Source organism: Enterococcus sp. LJL120 (genome assembly GCF_054871765.1).
This window is the reverse complement of the sequence record NZ_JBTXLV010000001.1, coordinates 569,727-586,990: the sequence shown is the minus strand read 5'-3', so window position 1 is coordinate 586,990 and position 17,264 is coordinate 569,727. Positions and strand designations below refer to the sequence as shown.

Sequence of the window (17,264 nt, the reverse complement as noted above, 5' to 3'; positions counted from 1 at the left end):
TCTACTTATGTTTCTTTCCCTTAACCTAAAGCTCATCAGCCCAATTTGGCAGCAAACAGTAGCCTTTTCGCCAAATTACCTTTAAAGATTGACCATCAAAACCAGCGTTTTCCATTTTCAAGCGAATCTTGCTGACTAATTGTGAAATTTGTGTCTTACGGGAAATATTTGCTGGCTCCTGCCACAGATCCAGACATATTTGATTTCGAGTCAAGATTTGCCCCTCTGCTTCCTCTAGCAAATCAAAAAGGCGATTTTCGGTCGTCGACATTTTAGCTCTAAACACTTCAATAGCGGTTGAAGCTGGTCCATTTTGCTGATTGATTTTCTTACCGTTAACCAGAATTTCCCTGAGCTCAGCAATCGACATCCCCGCTGAGACAATTTGGGCATCATTAAAATGCTGAACCTCCTCTTCATGAAGAAAATTCCCGTCAATCTCCAAATCATCCGTTACGCGATAGACCGCAATATCTTTGGGTAAATGGTTTAAAAATTGCCGTGCATCAAAATCAGCAATTGTCTCACTAAGCATGACAATCTTAAAGAAATTGGAATAAAACTCACTATGTTCTGGACCTTTTTTCAGTAATAACGCTGAGCAAAATACCTCATAGCCTAAAAAGCGTAATTTTTTTTCTAAATCACTCTCCCGAGTAGGGTTATTCGTTAAAATCGCAATCGGCTCCATAAAGCCCTCCATTTTTTCTTAAATTTTTCTACAATCAACTATTATTAATGAAAATCTTCATAAAAGTTATATACACTAACGAAACTTTTAGATGGGATTAGTTATTTAATAAATTACAAAGAATAATTATTCTAAGAAAACAATAAATAAAATAACTATCATTCGATTCGAATTATGACATCTTTTTTTATAAAGAGCAATTTACAATAGTTTAAAATTTGTAAAGCTAGAGGTTTATTTCATCTTTACAAGAAAAATTTTTGATTTTTTTTAAATTCAAAATGATTAAAAAAACTGATAAATCAGTATTCCACTCTATTCTAAAGTCATTAATATTGTTTTTTTTGATTTTTTTCAATAAAAACATCTATTTTATTTTTCTGCTTTTTTCTAAGAAAAAACATTACAACAATTATTAAAATAACCTATGTTTTTCAAAAAAAATTGAAAACAGTATTAGAAAACTGTATTATTCCAATTGATTATATAAATTTCTGTTGTTTTATAAAGGGGGATTTCTTGTGAAAAAAAAATCAATCTCAGAACTCATTACAGATTGCTTTGTCGACCTGCTGTTGAAAAAAAACTTTAAATCGATTTCAATCACAGAACTCACAAAAAAAGTTAAAATCAGTCGCGTGACATTTTATAAAAATTTCGAAAACAAAGAAGACATTCTTGATACATTGATTGAAAAATTATTAGGGGAATTTGATTATCTGCAACAAAAACATGTAGCGCTGTTAAAAAAAATTGATATGACAGACAGTGAGGAGTTAAAGCAACTGCTTTTGCCAAACACCTTAGAGGTTCTCAATTTTTTTTGTAATCACGAAAAGTATATTCGGGCGTTACTAGCCAATAAAGGTTTAGTGGATTTTATGGACCTGCTGCACTTGACTTATTACAACCAATTTACTCGGGCGTTGCCTGATATTTTCTCCAACGAGATAGATGAAAGCACTTTAAACTGTTATGCTACCTTTATTACAACAGGAGTAAATGCTGTTATTGAACAGTGGTTTCATGGCGGCTTTCAAGAATCACCGCAAACAATCGCAGAAATTCTTTTAAACATGTTGGCCCCACCATTAAGAGAATTACAAGTATCAGCAATGGCGCAACAGGCGTGACATTTCCCTTCTAATTATTATTTGCTCCCGCTCTGTACAGTTAATAATTATTGTGACAGAGTAATGAATATTAAAAAATATTCCCCACAAAAAAAGCTTAGAAATTAGTTTTCTAAGCTTTTTTATATAATCAGGATTATCGTTATTTAAATGTGATTTTGTTCTAAGCTGGGCTAGAGAGTTTGAAGTTTGTTATATCCTCTAATAAATAGGCTAGGAGGTTTAAAACCTTTAAACAGCATTTTTTATAAAAACAAATTCAAGTTTGCATTATTGGTTTGGTGTTTACTAGTTACTTTTTCAAGCTGACAATGAATCTAAATATTGTTGCTAATCTGTATATAAAATCACCTATTTTAGCTACCATATTTAGTTTTAGGCAAAAAGAAAAAGCACCAACTTGAGTGCTTTTTCAATCTCATTGATGCAAGGCAGTAGTTTTCAAACGTCGGATTACAAGCGTTCGTTCAACTCTTTAGCTAAGTCTTCAAAGCCAGGTTTGCCTAGTAAAGCAAACATGTTTTTCTTGTAGGCTTCTACACCTGGTTGGTCAAATGGATTGACACCGTTTAAGTAGCCAGATACGCCAACTGCAATTTCAAAGAAGTACATTAGGTAGCCTAAAGTATAAGCATCCATTTCGGGAATTTTTACTAATAGGTTTGGCACATCACCATCTGTGTGGGCCAACAAGGTTCCTTCGAAGGCTTTAGTGTTAACGAAATCAACTTCTTTGCCTTGCAGATAGCCTAAGCCGTCTAAGTCAGCATCTTGTAATGGAATTTTGACGTTTTTGCGGGCATTTTCAACTTTGACCACTGTTTCAAAAATGTTGCGGCGGCCTTCTTGAATGTATTGACCTAAGGAATGCAGGTCAGTTGAGAAGTTCGCGCTTGAAGGGTAAATGCCTTTTTGGTCTTTCCCTTCAGACTCGCCGAATAATTGTTTCCACCATTCTGAAAAATATTGCATGCCTGGTTCGTAATTGATTAATAATTCGGTAACTTTGCCTTTGCGGTATAAGATATTGCGCATAGCCGCATATTGATAGGCTTCGTTTTCTGCTAATTTATCACTTGAATATGCTTCACGGGCGTCAGCTGCCCCTTGCATTAGGGCATCAATGTCAGCACCGCTGGCAGCAATTGGTAATAAACCGACCGCCGTTAAGACAGAGAAGCGGCCGCCGACATCATCAGGAATAACAAATGATTCCCAGCCTTCAGCATCTGCTTCAACCTTCACAGCACCTTTGGCTTTGTCAGTTGTTGCATAAATCCGTTTGTTGGCTTCTTCTTTGCCATATTTTTTAATTAATAATTCTTTGAACACTCTGAAAGCAATTGCTGGTTCAGTCGTGGTTCCTGATTTTGAAATAACGTTTACTGAGAAATCACGTTCACCGATGACTTCAATTAAATCAGCTAAATAGGTTGAGCTGATGGAGTTCCCTGCAAAGAAAATTTGTGGTGTTTTGCGGGTTTCATTTGGTAACAAATTATAAAAAGTATGTTGCAGAAAATCAATTGCTGCGCGGGCACCTAAATAAGAGCCCCCGATTCCGATGACAACCAATACTTCAGAATCAGATTGAATTTTTTCCGCTGCTTTTTTGATGCGGGCGAATTCAGCCTTATCGTAATTTGCTGGTAGGTCTACCCAACCGATATAGTCGCTACCGGCACCTGTTCCTTGGCGCAAATCCTTGTCAGCTGCTGTAACTAAGCTTTGCATATAGCCAAGCTCGTGCTCGTTGACAAAGGGTGCAACTTTTGAATAATCAAATTTAATGTGAGCCATGATAATCCTCCTAAAAGCTATTTTATACACTATCTACTTTACGTTTTTTTTCGATTTATTTCAAGTAAATACCCGCTATCTTCTGCTTTTTTTGAAATTTCAGCCAAATTTTATTAAACTTAAGAAAATTATGTTACACTCATAGCAGAAATTTTCAAAAGACACAGCACTAGCAAACACTTTAGCATAGAAAGCAAGACTTATTTTGAATTCACTATCATAAATAGAAAAGATAAATTACTTCTTAGGAGGAAAAAATTGGAACAACAATATGAAGTTATTGTCGTCGGCGCTGGCACCAGCGGGATGATGGCGGCCATCAGCGCAGCAGAAAATGGTGCTCGGGTCTTACTCATTGAGAAAAATCGGCGGGTAGGAAAAAAATTATTGATGACTGGTGGTGGCCGCTGCAATGTCACCAATAACCGGCCGACAGAGGACTTAATTGCCCATATTCCCGGAAATGGCAAATTTTTATTTAGTGCCTTTTCCCAGTGGAACAATTTCGATGTGATGGCCTTTTTTGAATCCCATGGCGTTTCATTAAAAGAAGAGGATCACGGTCGGATGTTTCCAGTCACTAACTCCTCTAAAACCGTGGTAGAGGCTTTGATGAAGACCATTCAGGATTTGGGAGTTACGGTCTACTTTCAAACAAAAGTAGAAAAATTAATTCATAAAGATGGCCAAGTCTATGGCGTTAAAACGGATAAAGGGGAATTCACCGCCCCTTGTGTTATTCTTTCAACTGGCGGACGCACCTATCCTTCAACTGGTGCGACAGGTGACGGCTATCAATTAGCAAAAAAAGTTGGTCACACCATTACAACCCTTTATCCAACTGAGTCTCCTTTAGTTTCAGAAGAAAGTTTCATCAAAGATAAAACCCTGCAGGGGCTCTCTTTACAGGATGTTAAATTGTCTGTCCTCAATCAAAAACAGCGGGCAGTCACTAGTCATACCATGGATTTACTCTTCACCCACTTTGGTTTATCGGGACCAGCTGCTCTCCGTTGCTCTGGTTTTGTCAATCAAGAATTAAAAAATGCGGACAGTGCTTTAGTCGAGCTGGATTGTTTTCCAGCCGTCAGCTCAGTTGAACTAACACAGCAAGTCCAATCTTCTCTGCAATCTAAAAAAACTGCAAAAAATGCTCTCCACGGTTTAATCCCTGAGCGCTTACTCGCTTTTTATTTAGAAAGACTAGCGTTAGCTGATGTGATTGCTGACCAATTGACAACCGAACAAGTCGAAGCCTTTGTTACCCTTTTAAAGAGCTTTCCAATCAAAATTGTCAGAACCTTCCCTCTTGAAAAGTCTTTTGTCACAGGTGGCGGGATTAATCTAAAAGAAGTGCAACCTAAAACAATGGAGAGCAAATTGTTGCAGGGGCTATTTATGACAGGCGAACTGTTAGATGTCAATGGCTATACTGGGGGCTATAATATTACCGCCGCCTTTGTCACCGGTCATGTCGCTGGAAAAAATGCTGCTGAAATTGCCAGCTATACGTATTTAAATTAAACTAAAAAATCCTTAATGGAGCTTGCGCTCCATTAAGGACTTTTAAATTTACTTTATCTTCTGCGAATTTTCCGCCAGATGCGCCAGAGGGGGAAACGACTGAAATAAGCGATTGCAGCGCTGATAATTAGGCTAATGGCTAAAAATAAAACACCGCCGTAAATATCTTCTGGCAGGATGAAGCGAGCCCCTAAGGTAATCAGACCAAACAAGACAACTGCCAATACAACAGCCACAACATTTAAAATCAACATCACGGAACTTCCAGCTACTGGTACCTCACCTGGTAAAAGATTGGTTGCCGGCATCCCTGGATTAGCCAGCCGCGTCGCGTTGATACTCATGCGATTGTACTCACTATTACGAACAGAAGCTTTTTCAACAGCTTTATTTTGACGCTCTCTCTCATTCATTTTTCAGCCCTCCTAAATACCTCCAACGGACAATAATTGATTATACTTTCGATAACTTATTATACCATCTGAGGAATCATTTAGGCAATATTGGCTGATTTATCATGCTTCACTAATCAAATCCACAAAAAAGCCTTTGACCAAATTTTTTAACTCTTTGGGTGCTACTTCCATCTGCAGACCGCGGCGACCAGCGGAAACGATAATCGTTGCAAAATTTTCTGCCGAGGCGTCAAAATAGTTGGGCAATAATTTTTTCATACCCACCGGTGAACAGCCACCACGGATATAACCAGTCGTCGCTTCTAAATCTCGCAGGTGTAGCATCTCAACTTTTTTATTGCCGGAAGCCTTGGCGATTTTCTTCAAATCCAATTCTTGATTGCTGGGAATTACAGCGACAATCGGTCCTGTTTTATTCCCCACCGCAACCAAAGTTTTAAAAATTTGTTCAGGTGGAGCTTTCACCTGATCCACCACTTCATCAGCGCCCAAATCATTTTCAGACCACGCATACTCATGTTCAGTATAGGGAATTTTTTGTTGTTCAACTAAGCGAATTGCATTGGTCTTTTGAATTTTTTTCTTAGCCATAACACGTAGCAACCTTCTTCATTTTTAATTAGCGGCGTTTGTACTCCTGGGCCTTCAATAATTCTAACGCCATCTGCAATTCTTCTAGTGTATACTCATCACTATCAGGATAGTAGGCCACACTACTGTAGGCAATACAACTGCCATTGATACCGCCAGCAATCTGCGAGAGCCGACCTAAATTTCCGCTAGAAAATAAAATAATCGGAATTGCCACAAAGGGCTCCACCTGAAATCCCACTGACATCATCTTCATCACATCGTAGCGGCTATTGCCATGGGCGACAATTTTTCCAATGTCAGCCTTTAAATGCTCCATCAAATTCAACTGAAATAAAATCAACGCATCATCTGGTGTATCATCTAAATAGTAATGACTCAAAATCAGCTTGACTTTGGTTTCCCGCAGCAAATTCATGAAAGAGGGGCCGATTAATTCAGCAACAATCAGCTGCAATTCTAATATATCGACTAAGTCACTTTCTGCTGCAGTTAAATAAATTTCCCGTAAGATACCTGGGCTGACTGCATTTTTGCCATCGTCGTCCGGCGTCAAAAAACTAAAGATGACTGGCAGGTTTCCTGCAATTTGGCGCAGCTCCTGTAAAACCGCCAAAACACTAGCCATCTCTTGATATTCTTTAAAATAGTCTCCTCGCCACTCCAGCAATTCAGCCCCCTCAGCTACGGCCTTAGTTGCTTGACGGAGGATTTCTTCTTGGGTGTCTCCTTTAATAGCCACACAAATTTTCGGCTCTTGATCGGTTAAAATTAAATCACGCACTACCACACTTTTCATGCCAACTGCTCCTATTTCCACTTTAAATTGTCAAAATATTCTTAGGAATAGTATAGCACGAGAGGGATAAATGGTCATATTTTACAGTTGCCTGCCGATTTTTTCTGCTGCTAGTTTTTAATAATCGTCGGATCCCACCAATATTTCGTCAAAGCACAAATAATTGCATAGACGGTTAAAACGACGATAATCCGTTTGTAATTGCGTTCTTTTTTGAAATCGCCGTAAATAAAATCCAAAAACGGATCGATAAAGTAAATCATCGCCAAAGAAAGCACTCCCCAGGCAAGCGAGGAACGCAGGCAAATGCGCCCCTGAAAATTCAGAAAGTCCTTGGAATAATCCCAGTAGGTTTTATGAAGCAACCAGCTGGATAAATAGCTGGATAGCAATTCAAATAAGGTCATGCCAAACATACTGGTAAAAAATAATTTTACCGGCTGTTTTTTATAGCGGTCAAAAAATAAAGAAATCAACACCGCCCCGATGCCATACATTTCAATTAAAGGGAGGCCCCAAACTAAATGCAAATCCTTTAACAACGGTACACCCTTCAAAAAAGGTAAGTATTCTGGCAGGCGGCCCATCACAAAGAGATAGCCGCGGTCGGTCATGATTCCCTGGGTGAAATAGACCACCAAAGTTTCAAAAATCCAGCCCAGCACCCCGCAAACCAAAAAGATGAAGAGTATGTCATACAAACTTCGCTTTTTCATTTTATCAAACCCTTTTTTCTACCATTATACTGGTTGTCAAAAAGACTTGAAAGGTGTTGGACTGGATTTTTTGTGTGGCAAATTAAAATATTATTATGAGCAATTACTCGCTAGCACTAAATTTTTACTGGCTGGTTTGTTACAGAAAGTGACGGAGGGAATTTTTCGAGTCAATAGTTTGAGGTAGTGGGACTTTTTGAAAAAGATTTTACTTTAAAGAAACGCTGGTTAACAATTCTTTGAGATTCTCAGCCGCAATTTGACCTGGATCAGAAATTTTTTTGCCAGCAGCATAGGTGGCGGCTGAGCCAAAAATTTCGCCGGTAAAGCGGCTGACAAAGCCTAATTTGCCTAAAGCAATCGTAATCAGTGGACAGTCAATGAGTTTCTTGGCCTCATTGGTAGCGGCTAGTAAAGTCAATACATCTTGGCTGCTGCGGGGCATGACAGCAATCTTACAGATATCCGCTCGTTTTTCTGCCATTGAGGTCAGCATGGCAATCAGCGTCTTTTTAGAGGAAGTCCGCCGAAAATCATGGTTGGACATGATGACACAAACGTGTTGTTGATGGGCTTTAGCGACAATCCGTTCTACTGGAACCTCCGGCATAAAAATTTCGACATCAATTAATTCAAAGGCTGGCTGCTCTAGTAATTCTAAATAGAAATCAAGGTACTCTTGTCCGGAAAAATTTTTGACGCCACCTTCTCGTTGACTTCTTAAAGCCATTATCAATGGTTTGGCTGTCACTTTTTTTATTTCTCTAGCAAGCTGGTTAATTTGATTAGCATCTAAAGGGTCGGTAAAATAATCAAGACGCCATTCAATCATGTCGCATTCAGAATCCTCTAATTCTTTGACATCGCCAAGAACTTCAGCAGCATTTCCTGCAAGCAGGGGAACAATGATTTTGGGCTGACCAACACCAATTAAGAGACCGTGGATTTCAACGACTTTCATCAGGAATCCCCCCTTTCTTCTCTTTGATTATAACAAAGAATATTATTTTAATAAGTTTTAATACCATTGAATTAATTAGAAAAAAGCGTGAAAATAAAAAAGAAAGCCCATTTCTGAGCTTCCTAACTGTTTTTTTCTTTAAATTTTTGTCAATAGACTATTTTGGTAAAGATTTTGCTGGCTGATTTGGCGATCTTTTTCATAAACTGCTTTTAAAATATCACGGGCTTCTCTGGTTCCCTCCATGATACGCCGAGCAACTTTACTGTCGCCAATATTAACTAACTTGGCATTGTTTGCTTGAGCATAATCTTCAAGTTCAGGCATTAATGGTGCATCTGCCCGCATTCCTAAGCAAACAAAACCTAAATCAAAATAAAGATTTTCCAATTCACCTGAAGGTAGCTCTACGACAAAATGATTTCCGCAGACTTCTAATAGTTTTGTTTCGGTATGGGCGATAACGCCGTAATCCTTCACAATTTCCATCATGCTAAGTTTGGTAATCAAGTCCAAGTCTTTTCCTAGTTGATTTTGCATTTCAACAATTGTGACTTTTTTAGCACCACGTTCAGCGTAGTACTCCACTACGTCTAAGCCAACTGCTCCGCCGCCAATCACGACAACTTCTTGATCAGTAAAATCTTGGAAGTCTTCCATATTATTTAAAATATCAAAGATGGAAAAAACTTTCCGGTTTGGTTGTGCTAAAACTTCATGCAGTCCTTTAATTGGTGGCAATAAAGGTTTAGCCCCAGTTGCGTTGACAATTAGGTCTGCCTGCTGATTATCAAGATCTGCTTCATCAAACGTGTGATTCAAGTGAATCGTCAAATTTGGCAATAGAGCACAACGATTTTCTAAATAGACAATAAAGTCGTCAATCCGTTTTTTATCTGGGAAACGGGAAATTTCATGGCCGAGGCCACCTAGATAACTCTTTTGTTCAAATAATTCGACTTCCACACCGACTTCTGCTGCTGTCGCGGCTGCTTCCAAGCCGGCCGTACCACCGCCGACAACCACCATTTTCAATGGGTTTTCAATTATTTTTTCTTTATATTGATCTTCGTAATATAAATCTGGGTTAACCGTACAGCGAATTGGTTTTGATTTGCCAATACGATGATCCGCACAACCGATATTACAGGAGATACACTTACGCAATAAGTTTTCTTGGCCATCTGCCACTTTATTGACCCAGTTTGGTTCTGCAATTAAGCCGCGGCCCATTGCCAACAAATCAGCATCGCCGTTTTCTAAAATTTCGGCTGCCCGTTTAGGACTCCTGATATTACCGGAGGTCACGATGACTTTATCCGGGTAGCGCTCTTTGACTGCTTTAGCCATATAAGAGCGCCAGCCGTCTTTCAAATTCATCCGGTCAATTTGATATTGCAGGTTATCATTTAAGGCAGCAGAAACATTTAAAATATCCACTTCTTCCGCAAAGTATTTTAAAATATCTAATGAATCCTCTAATGAATTACCACCTGCAATTAATTCGTCTGCACTGAAACGCACCGAAATTGGCATAAAGGGTCCGACAGCCTTCCGCACTGCTTCCACCACTAAAGTTGTAAAGCGGGCCCGGTTTTCAGGACTGCCACCAAATTCGTCTGTTCGATCATTATACAAAGGCGACAAGAATTGGCATAAAAGATAAGAATGGCCTGCGTGAATTTCTACACAATCAAAGCCAGCTCTTTGAGCCCGATTAGCAGCTTCAGCATATTTATCAACAATCTCGTAAATTTCTTCTTTGGTTAATGGACGTGGTGCCGGATTACCAGTTTTACTCGGAATGTTTGAAGCTGAAACAGCCTGTTTGCCTTCAAGACGCAAAGCATAAGCCGAAGCCCCAGCGTGATTAATCTGGACAGAAGTCAACGCTCCATAGGCGTGCATCGCTTCGTTAAATTTGTAAAGGCCTGGCAAATACTGATCATTATCCATCCGCAATTGCGTGGTGCCATTAGTTCCCATCGGATAATCAAAGCAGACATTCTCCAAAGTAATGAGGCCGGTACCCCCTTTAGCCCGCTGTTCATAATAGGCCAAGTGTTCTTGGTTAAAGCTGCCATCATTATTGGCAAAATTTGTGCCCATCGGCGGCATAATAACGCGATTTTTAAAAGTGGTGCGGCGAATCGTTAGCGGTTCAAAAATTGCTTGATATTTTTCCATAGAAAATTCTCCTAACTGCATGGTCATTTCCAATTGACAAGTTATGTTTTTCACATAACTACTACAACAATTATTTTAAGGGAGATCAATCATAAATACTAATGCTTTATTTTGATAAAATCCATGATTTTTTTTTATCATTCGCTTGGCGAAAGCCCCTTAAAGAAAGTTTTCAAAAAATAGTAGCAAATTAAAAGACAAATGAAAGACTTTTAACTCAACATGTGTTATTTTTAAGAAGTGGATTCCCGAACTTTCGGGAAGTATGATTCTGCTTGAAAATTTTTCAATTATTTAAAACAACTATTGGAGGCGCTTTACATGAATTTACGGCAATTGGAGTATTTTGTCACCTTAGCCGATACAGAGCATATGACTAAAGCGGCAACCTTATTAAATACATCGCAACCTAATTTAAGTCATGCGATGTCAGAGCTGGAAAAGGAATTAGGGGCAGCCCTTTTTGAAAAAGTCGGCCGTAATATCCGCTTGACCAAATATGGCCGATTTTATTATAGCTATGTTGCCACCGCTTTGAATGAGATTAATAAAGGCCAGCAGGAACTGCAAAACTTAATCAGTCCTGATACCGGCCAAATTGATTTTGGTTATATTTACACAATGGGCGCTGAATTGAGTCCCTCTTTGACCCGTAAATTTTTATCGATTCCCGGCAATGAAAAAATCAATTTTCATTTTAGTCAGGGAAACTCGCAAACGATTATCAAAAAACTGCGGGCGGCTGATATTGATATTGCTCTTGCTTCTAAAATTAATCAGACTGATGATATTCACTATCAAGCCATTGCCGAACAGAAAATTGTCCTAGTTGTCAATCAAGATCATCCTCTGGCGGATAAAGAACAGGTTTATCTGAAGGAAACTAGTGACTTCCCTTATATTTATTTCAATCAGGAAAGTGGTCTGCGGCCATACATTGATGAACTGATGGCCTTACAGCATTTGCAACCAGAAATTGTCTGTGAAGTTGAAGAAGATCACAGTATGCTAGGCTTTATCGGCTATGATTTCGGCATTGGCTTAATGCCGGATATTCCTTCGATTAGCGCTTATCCTGTTAAAAAAATCGAGATACTTGATCAACGGGAACCCCGCTTAATCTATTTAGCCACTAGAAAAGGGACGCCGCTATCGCCAGTCGCCCAGCGATTTTACGATTTTTGTCTTCAACAAAATCAGTTGCACACGATTTAAGTCATCAGAAAATCAAAACGAACTAACTTGTAAGATTCGCTTAGTAAAAATTACTAGGCAAGCCTGCAAGTTAGTTCGTTTTTCTATTTATAAATAATTTTATTGATAAATTACTTTTCTATCCGGTGGAAAAAAAGTTTAAGCGCGAGCCTGTGACATTAGTCTTTTTAATAGATGAAATCCCGAACTATATTTTATTTGCTCCTGCGGTCCAGTAGGTCCTCGTCGCAAATTAACAATATTTAGTGGTTTTCACTAGATACCGTTCGTAAAGTTCGGCTCTGTTCTAACTAATGTCACAGGCTCATTTTTCCAAAACACGGCAATTAATCTACCTGATAAAACAATACCTTTAAATAGTCACCTTCCGGAAACTCGGTTGCCACATGGAAATCAAAGGGCAGACTAAATTTATTTTTTAACTGAAAGTTTCGCTGCGCCTGTGTAAAGGCGGCCTCAATCATCCCTTGAAACTTAGCGGAGCTGACATTGGCTGCATTTGTAGAGGCAATGATTCTTCCACCAGGATTTAAAATTGCTAAAGACTGACTGATTAAGTCGCCGTAGTTTTTGGCAACCGAGAAAGTTTTTTTCTTATTGCGGGCAAAACTTGGCGGGTCCAAAATAATCACATCATAGGTCAGATTTTTTTTCAAGGCATATTTAAAAAATTCGAAGGTGTCCATCACGATAATTTTTTGTGATTCTGGTGGTATTTGATTTACCATAAATTGTTCAGCGGTTTTTTCCCGACTACGTTTAGCTAAATCAACGCTGGTGGTTTCTAAAGCACCGCCCATAGCAGCCGCGACTGAAAAGGCGCCAGTATAGCTGAACATGTTCAAGACCGTTTGACCACTTGCAAAGCCCTCTACTAATTGATTGCGGACTTCCCGTTGATCCAAAAAGATTCCCGTCATTAAGCCCTCATTTAGATAAGTCGCAAATTGAATGCCATTTTCTTTAATCAGCAAAGGTTCCACAGGCTCTTCACCAAATAACCAACGGCTTTCTGGTAGCTCACTTTGGAAACGAATTTTCTCGCTAGCCCCGAGCATTTCTGGATAAACAGCTTGAAAGGCTGCAATCAGCTCTTGGCTATGCTGATAGATACTTTGATTGTACCAAGAAAAAACACCGTAGCCGTTATACCAGTCAACTGTCAGACCGCCTAAGCCATCGCCTTCGCCATTAAAAAGGCGAAAAGCAGTCGTCTCAGGGTTTGTAAAAAAACTGTGACGCAGTTCCTTGGCCTTTGAAAAAATCTTTTTGAAAAATTGCTGATCCAATGGTTCCGGCTGACGACTAAAAATCCAGCCGGCGCCTTTATTTTGCTGTCCTAAATAGCCTTGGCCTAAAAAATTGTTCTTATCGTCAACAAAGCTGACCCATTCTGTAATCTCAGCTGCTGCTGTCGCCAAGTCTTCATTACGCAGTAAAGGATAGCCGCGGCGAATTTTTTTAGCCGCCTGTTGTGTCACTTTGATCTTCATTTCAAAACTCCTCATTCTTTGTCGCTTTTCAGTATAGCAGAATAATTTTCGCCTGTCTTTCGTAAAAAAAGCTTAACTCCTTCTTGAATTTTTCAAATTTATTTGACAGCGATTTTTAAGGCTAGTAGAATAAGATTAATATGCAAATTTGACAATTTACAGTTATTTTACAAAGGGGATTCTCATGACACAAAAAATCAAGAATATCTTTGGCAAACTTAGGTTACCAACATTCTTAAATACACGTTTAGGCCTGTTCTTCACATTGCTAATTCTGCTGTGGGCCAAGACAATTTTCGCTTATTTTGTGGAGTTTAATTTAGGCGTTGAAAACTTGATGCAATATGTCATCTTGTTTATCAATCCCATTGCTTCTTCACTATTAATACTAGGGCTAGCCCTTTATATTCGCAGTAAGAAACTTTCTTACATCACCATGATGACCATCTATAGCCTTTTGGTGCTGCTGCTCTTTTCTAACGCCGTTTATTATCGGGAATTCACCGATTTTATTACGATTAACACGATGCTCGGCGCCGGTAAAGTTGCCAGTGGATTAGGCGAAAGTGCCCTGCGCTTGTTTAGACCCTATGACATAATTTACATTTTAGACATTCCATTATTTATTTTGGCGCTTGCGACGAAAAAAATAAAAATGCAGGAAAAACCAGTCAAAGCTCGTTATTCTTTAGCCTTCAGTGCAATTGCTGTTTTAGTTTTTACCGGCAACTTAAACTTGGCTGAGTCGGAACGTCCGGGCTTATTGACGAGAACTTTTTCAAGAGAATACCTCGTTAAGTTTTTAGGAATTAATGCTTTTACCGTCTATGATGGCGTCCAAACGTATCAAACCAACCAAATCAAGGCGGAGGCCTCTGAAAATGATTTACTGGCTGTTGAAAATTATGTCGATGAACACTATGCCGCACCCGATGAGAGTATGTTCGGTATCGCTGAAGGTCGCAATGTTATCTACGTCCATTTAGAAAGCTTTCAGCAGTTTTTGATTGACTACAGTCTAGTTGATGAAGAAGGCGTTGCCCACGAGGTTACACCGTTTCTAAATAGCTTGTATACTGACCAGAGCACTTACAGCTTTGATAATTTCTTCCATCAAGTCAACGCCGGTAAAACAAGTGATGCGGAAACTTTAATGGAAAATTCTTTATTCGGTTTAAGCCAAGGTTCCTTATTTACCCAGTCTGGCAGCACCAATACGTTCCAAGCTGCTCCAGATATTTTAAACCAGACAGCTGGTTACACCAGTGCCGTTTTCCACGGTAACTCCGGCAACTTTTGGAACCGTAATGAAACCTATAAGAGTTTTGGCTATGATTATTTCTTCGATGAAAATTATTATGACGTAACTGATGACAATAGCTTCCAGTATGGCTTGCACGACAAACCATTTTTTGAACAATCTGCTCAATATTTGGAACAATTGCAACAACCTTTTTATACGAAGTTTTTAGCCGTCAGCAACCACTATCCTTATTCTGATATTAGTTCAGAAGAAAGTGGCTTCCCACGAGCGACAACCGACGATGAAACGATTAACGGCTATTTTGCAACTGCCAATTACTTAGACACAGCTGTTGAGGAATTTTTCAACTATTTGAAAGCCAGCGGACTCTATGACAACTCGATTATTATTTTATACGGGGACCACTACGGTATCTCCAATTCACGAAATCAAGATTTAGCTGAATTAGTCGGCGAGACATCTTCCTCTTGGAATAATTTTGACAATGCACAAATGCAGCGGGTTCCTTATATGATTCATATTCCAGGTGAAACTGGCGGCTATGTGAATCACACCTATAGCGGTCAAGTCGACGCCTTGCCGACCTTGATGCATTTATTGGGGATTGATACCAGCAATTACTTAATGCTGGGGCAAGATTTATTTTCGCCTGAGCGGGAAGAATTAGTCGCCTTTAGAAATGGCAGCTTTATCACACCAGAATACACGTCTTATAACGGGCTGACTTATTATAATGAAAACGGCCGAATTGTCACCAGTGCCCAAACAGCAATTCAAGACCAGCTGGAAATTTTGCAAAACAAAGTTAATTTGCAGCTGAGTATCTCTGATCAAATTAATAATGGGGACCTATTGCGTTTTTACTCAGACAGCGGTTTGACGCCAATTGATACTGATGACTATAGTTATTTGAGACAAGTTCAGCAAATGCAAGATATCACCGCTGAATTAGGCGATGACTCGACTAGCCTGCTCTCTGTGAACGGCGGGCAATCGACCAGTGAGTTATACGACTCAAAAACCTATCAAGATTATCACCCAGTTGAAGTTGCTGAAGAGACAACTGACAGCTCGCAGGTTGATGAAGCCGAAGAGCCAGTAACAGAATAAATTTTAAAGAGGCTGTGACATTAGTTAGAACAGAGCCGAACTTTACGAACAATATCTAGTGTTTTCACTAGATATTGATGATTTGCGACGAGGACCTACTGGACCGCAGTCGCAAATATAATATAGTTCGGGATTTTATCTGTTAAAACGACTAGTGTCGCAGGTTCTTTTTTTTGTGGCATGGCGCTAGCTACATCTTCTCTCCTAGCAAGTCCTATCATTTTTTTGACAACAAAAAAACCACCCGCTTTCACGGATGGCTATCACTTACTTTTGACAAACGAAAAACCAGCGTTCACTTTTTTCCGTCGGGGCTGCTTCGCTAAAGTCAGCAAAGATTTTGACATTTTCAAAGCCGGCATTTTCCAGCATGTTGATATAAATTTCAAGGGGATAGGTCCGCTCTTGATGCAGCTCATCTTTGCGGATAAAAATCTCTTCCTCTTCTTCTGTCTGAACAAAAAAAGTTAGAAAATGCTCAATACTATGAGCCTTTTGTCCGGGATAGCTTTCCCACAAAAAAGCGAACTCATCTGTTTGGTAGTGATAACTGTACTCTGGAAAAAGCTGGTCGATTTTATAAAGCGAGTGAACATCAAAAATAAATGTCCCCTGCTCATCTAGCGCTTGGTAAACTTCATCAAAGACTTGTTGCACCTCGGCTTGATTGCGCATGTAGCACAGAGAATCTGAATAACAAGTAATCGCTTGATACTGGCCAATTTCAGATAAATCCAACATATTGCCTTCAACAAACTGAATATCCACCTCAGCCGCAATCGCACGATCAGCAGCCACCATCAGCATTTCCTCTGATAAATCTAAAGCTGTAACCTGATAATCTGCTTTGGCCAACTCAACAGCCAAAGCACCCGTCCCGCAAGCCAATTCCAAAATATTTTTCGTTTCTTTAGGCAGATGGCGCTGCGTGAAAGTCAGCCATTGTTGATAAAGACTAGTGTCCATCACTTCATCATAAATAAAGGCGAAGGTTTCGTAAGCCATTAGTCAACCCACTCGCTAATCTGAACAAGGGGGGCATCTGACCATAATTTTTCCAAATTATAAAAGCTGCGTTCTGCCGTTTGGAAGACATGGACAATGACATCGCCTAAATCAATTAAGACCCATTTGCCACCGTCTTTGCCTTCAATACGTTTAACTGTGCCTTGTTTTTCTTCGATTTTTTCGACTACTTCCTCAACAATCGCATTGATTTGCCGCTCTGAATTGGCCGAACAAATCATAAAATAATCTGCCAATAATGAAATATCTTTGACTTCCAAGACTAAAATATCCTCAGCCCGCTTTGAATCAGCGGCCTTAACAGCAATTTCCAACATTTCTAAACTGTTAATAATAAT

The 17,264-nt window shown here is 39.4% G+C and carries 15 protein-coding genes; 4 read left to right on the top strand and 11 right to left on the bottom strand.

Annotation, left to right across the window (positions count from 1 at the left end; genetic code table 11):
- Nucleotides 1–25: 25 nt before the first annotated feature.
- On the bottom strand, nucleotides 26–691 hold the full coding sequence (locus tag ACYSNU_RS02925; protein ID WP_461735707.1) for a winged helix-turn-helix domain-containing protein: 666 nt from the start codon (nucleotides 689–691) through the stop codon (nucleotides 26–28).
- A gap of 521 nt (nucleotides 692–1,212) precedes the next feature.
- On the opposite strand from ACYSNU_RS02925, the gene ACYSNU_RS02920 reads away from it, so the two are divergent.
- Nucleotides 1,213–1,824: a TetR/AcrR family transcriptional regulator gene (locus ACYSNU_RS02920; protein ID WP_461735706.1), complete on the top strand. Its 612-nt coding sequence runs from the start codon at nucleotides 1,213–1,215 to the stop codon at nucleotides 1,822–1,824.
- A gap of 453 nt (nucleotides 1,825–2,277) precedes the next feature.
- On the opposite strand, the gene ACYSNU_RS02915 is transcribed toward ACYSNU_RS02920, so the two are convergent.
- A complete protein-coding gene (locus tag ACYSNU_RS02915) occupies nucleotides 2,278–3,624 on the bottom strand; it encodes a glucose-6-phosphate isomerase (protein ID WP_461735705.1) in 1,347 nt (448 codons plus the stop codon).
- A gap of 258 nt (nucleotides 3,625–3,882) precedes the next feature.
- Here ACYSNU_RS02915 and ACYSNU_RS02910 point away from each other — a divergent pair, with 258 nt between their 5' ends.
- Entirely contained in the window at nucleotides 3,883–5,148 is a 1,266-nt protein-coding gene (locus ACYSNU_RS02910) for a BaiN/RdsA family NAD(P)/FAD-dependent oxidoreductase (protein WP_461735704.1), read from the top strand.
- 53 nt (nucleotides 5,149–5,201) lie between these two features.
- Here the strand turns inward: ACYSNU_RS02910 and ACYSNU_RS02905 are convergent, their stop codons facing one another.
- The 6 genes from ACYSNU_RS02905 to ACYSNU_RS02880 all read right to left on the bottom strand — a co-directional run bounded on the left by ACYSNU_RS02905 (nucleotide 5,202) and on the right by ACYSNU_RS02880 (nucleotide 10,818).
- Entirely contained in the window at nucleotides 5,202–5,561 is a 360-nt protein-coding gene (locus tag ACYSNU_RS02905; RefSeq protein WP_461735703.1) for a hypothetical protein, read from the bottom strand.
- Nucleotides 5,562–5,663: 102 nt separating this feature from the next.
- The gene (gene ybaK / locus ACYSNU_RS02900) at nucleotides 5,664–6,155 is read right to left on the bottom strand and encodes a Cys-tRNA(Pro) deacylase (RefSeq protein WP_461735702.1); all 492 of its coding nucleotides are present in this window, start codon (nucleotides 6,153–6,155) and stop codon (nucleotides 5,664–5,666) included.
- A gap of 28 nt (nucleotides 6,156–6,183) precedes the next feature.
- Nucleotides 6,184–6,954 carry a type I 3-dehydroquinate dehydratase gene (locus ACYSNU_RS02895; protein WP_461735701.1) on the bottom strand — a complete coding sequence of 257 codons (771 nt, stop codon included), beginning with the start codon at nucleotides 6,952–6,954 and terminating at the stop codon, nucleotides 6,184–6,186.
- Nucleotides 6,955–7,064: 110 nt separating this feature from the next.
- Nucleotides 7,065–7,670: a putative ABC transporter permease gene (locus tag ACYSNU_RS02890; RefSeq protein WP_461735700.1), complete on the bottom strand. Its 606-nt coding sequence runs from the start codon at nucleotides 7,668–7,670 to the stop codon at nucleotides 7,065–7,067.
- 208 nt (nucleotides 7,671–7,878) lie between these two features.
- The gene (aroD, locus tag ACYSNU_RS02885) at nucleotides 7,879–8,631 is read right to left on the bottom strand and encodes a type I 3-dehydroquinate dehydratase (protein WP_461735699.1); all 753 of its coding nucleotides are present in this window, start codon (nucleotides 8,629–8,631) and stop codon (nucleotides 7,879–7,881) included.
- A 138-nt stretch (nucleotides 8,632–8,769) separates the two neighbouring features.
- Nucleotides 8,770–10,818: an oxidoreductase gene (locus ACYSNU_RS02880; RefSeq protein ID WP_461735698.1), complete on the bottom strand. Its 2,049-nt coding sequence runs from the start codon at nucleotides 10,816–10,818 to the stop codon at nucleotides 8,770–8,772.
- Nucleotides 10,819–11,139: 321 nt separating this feature from the next.
- Between ACYSNU_RS02880 and ACYSNU_RS02875 the strand changes: the two genes are divergently transcribed.
- Nucleotides 11,140–12,033 carry a LysR family transcriptional regulator gene (locus ACYSNU_RS02875; RefSeq protein ID WP_461735697.1) on the top strand — a complete coding sequence of 298 codons (894 nt, stop codon included), beginning with the start codon at nucleotides 11,140–11,142 and terminating at the stop codon, nucleotides 12,031–12,033.
- A gap of 326 nt (nucleotides 12,034–12,359) precedes the next feature.
- On the opposite strand, the gene ACYSNU_RS02870 is transcribed toward ACYSNU_RS02875, so the two are convergent.
- Nucleotides 12,360–13,526 carry a class I SAM-dependent rRNA methyltransferase gene (locus tag ACYSNU_RS02870; protein ID WP_461735696.1) on the bottom strand — a complete coding sequence of 389 codons (1,167 nt, stop codon included), beginning with the start codon at nucleotides 13,524–13,526 and terminating at the stop codon, nucleotides 12,360–12,362.
- A 184-nt stretch (nucleotides 13,527–13,710) separates the two neighbouring features.
- Between ACYSNU_RS02870 and ACYSNU_RS02865 the strand changes: the two genes are divergently transcribed.
- Nucleotides 13,711–15,900, top strand: coding sequence for an LTA synthase family protein (locus ACYSNU_RS02865; RefSeq protein WP_461735695.1), 2,190 nt, complete (start codon nucleotides 13,711–13,713; stop codon nucleotides 15,898–15,900).
- Between the two features lie 267 nt (nucleotides 15,901–16,167).
- On the opposite strand, the gene ACYSNU_RS02860 is transcribed toward ACYSNU_RS02865, so the two are convergent.
- Both ACYSNU_RS02860 and rsfS read right to left on the bottom strand, forming a co-directional pair.
- Nucleotides 16,168–16,905: a class I SAM-dependent DNA methyltransferase gene (locus tag ACYSNU_RS02860; protein ID WP_461735694.1), complete on the bottom strand. Its 738-nt coding sequence runs from the start codon at nucleotides 16,903–16,905 to the stop codon at nucleotides 16,168–16,170.
- Nucleotides 16,905–17,243 (bottom strand): ribosome silencing factor, encoded by a 339-nt coding sequence (gene rsfS / locus ACYSNU_RS02855; protein WP_461735693.1) that lies wholly within the window; start codon nucleotides 17,241–17,243, stop codon nucleotides 16,905–16,907. Before rsfS ends, ACYSNU_RS02860 begins: the two co-directional genes overlap by 1 nt.
- Nucleotides 17,244–17,264: the final 21 nt, after the last annotated feature.

Bases quoted from the DNA above. Each gene is read 5' to 3' on its own strand.
- ACYSNU_RS02925 (WP_461735707.1), bottom strand. From the start codon at position 691: ATGGAGCCGATTGCGATTTTAACGAATAACCCTACTCGGGAGAGTGAT.
- ACYSNU_RS02915 (WP_461735705.1), bottom strand. From the start codon at position 3,624: ATGGCTCACATTAAATTTGATTATTCAAAAGTTGCACCCTTTGTCAAC.
- ACYSNU_RS02905 (WP_461735703.1), bottom strand. From the start codon at position 5,561: ATGAATGAGAGAGAGCGTCAAAATAAAGCTGTTGAAAAAGCTTCTGTT.
- ybaK (WP_461735702.1), bottom strand. From the start codon at position 6,155: ATGGCTAAGAAAAAAATTCAAAAGACCAATGCAATTCGCTTAGTTGAA.
- ACYSNU_RS02895 (WP_461735701.1), bottom strand. From the start codon at position 6,954: ATGAAAAGTGTGGTAGTGCGTGATTTAATTTTAACCGATCAAGAGCCG.
- ACYSNU_RS02890 (WP_461735700.1), bottom strand. From the start codon at position 7,670: ATGAAAAAGCGAAGTTTGTATGACATACTCTTCATCTTTTTGGTTTGC.
- aroD (WP_461735699.1), bottom strand. From the start codon at position 8,631: ATGAAAGTCGTTGAAATCCACGGTCTCTTAATTGGTGTTGGTCAGCCC.
- ACYSNU_RS02880 (WP_461735698.1), bottom strand. From the start codon at position 10,818: ATGGAAAAATATCAAGCAATTTTTGAACCGCTAACGATTCGCCGCACC.
- ACYSNU_RS02875 (WP_461735697.1), top strand. From the start codon at position 11,140: ATGAATTTACGGCAATTGGAGTATTTTGTCACCTTAGCCGATACAGAG.
- ACYSNU_RS02870 (WP_461735696.1), bottom strand. From the start codon at position 13,526: ATGAAGATCAAAGTGACACAACAGGCGGCTAAAAAAATTCGCCGCGGC.
- ACYSNU_RS02865 (WP_461735695.1), top strand. From the start codon at position 13,711: ATGACACAAAAAATCAAGAATATCTTTGGCAAACTTAGGTTACCAACA.
- ACYSNU_RS02860 (WP_461735694.1), bottom strand. From the start codon at position 16,905: ATGGCTTACGAAACCTTCGCCTTTATTTATGATGAAGTGATGGACACT.
- rsfS (WP_461735693.1), bottom strand. From the start codon at position 17,243: ATGTTGGAAATTGCTGTTAAGGCCGCTGATTCAAAGCGGGCTGAGGAT.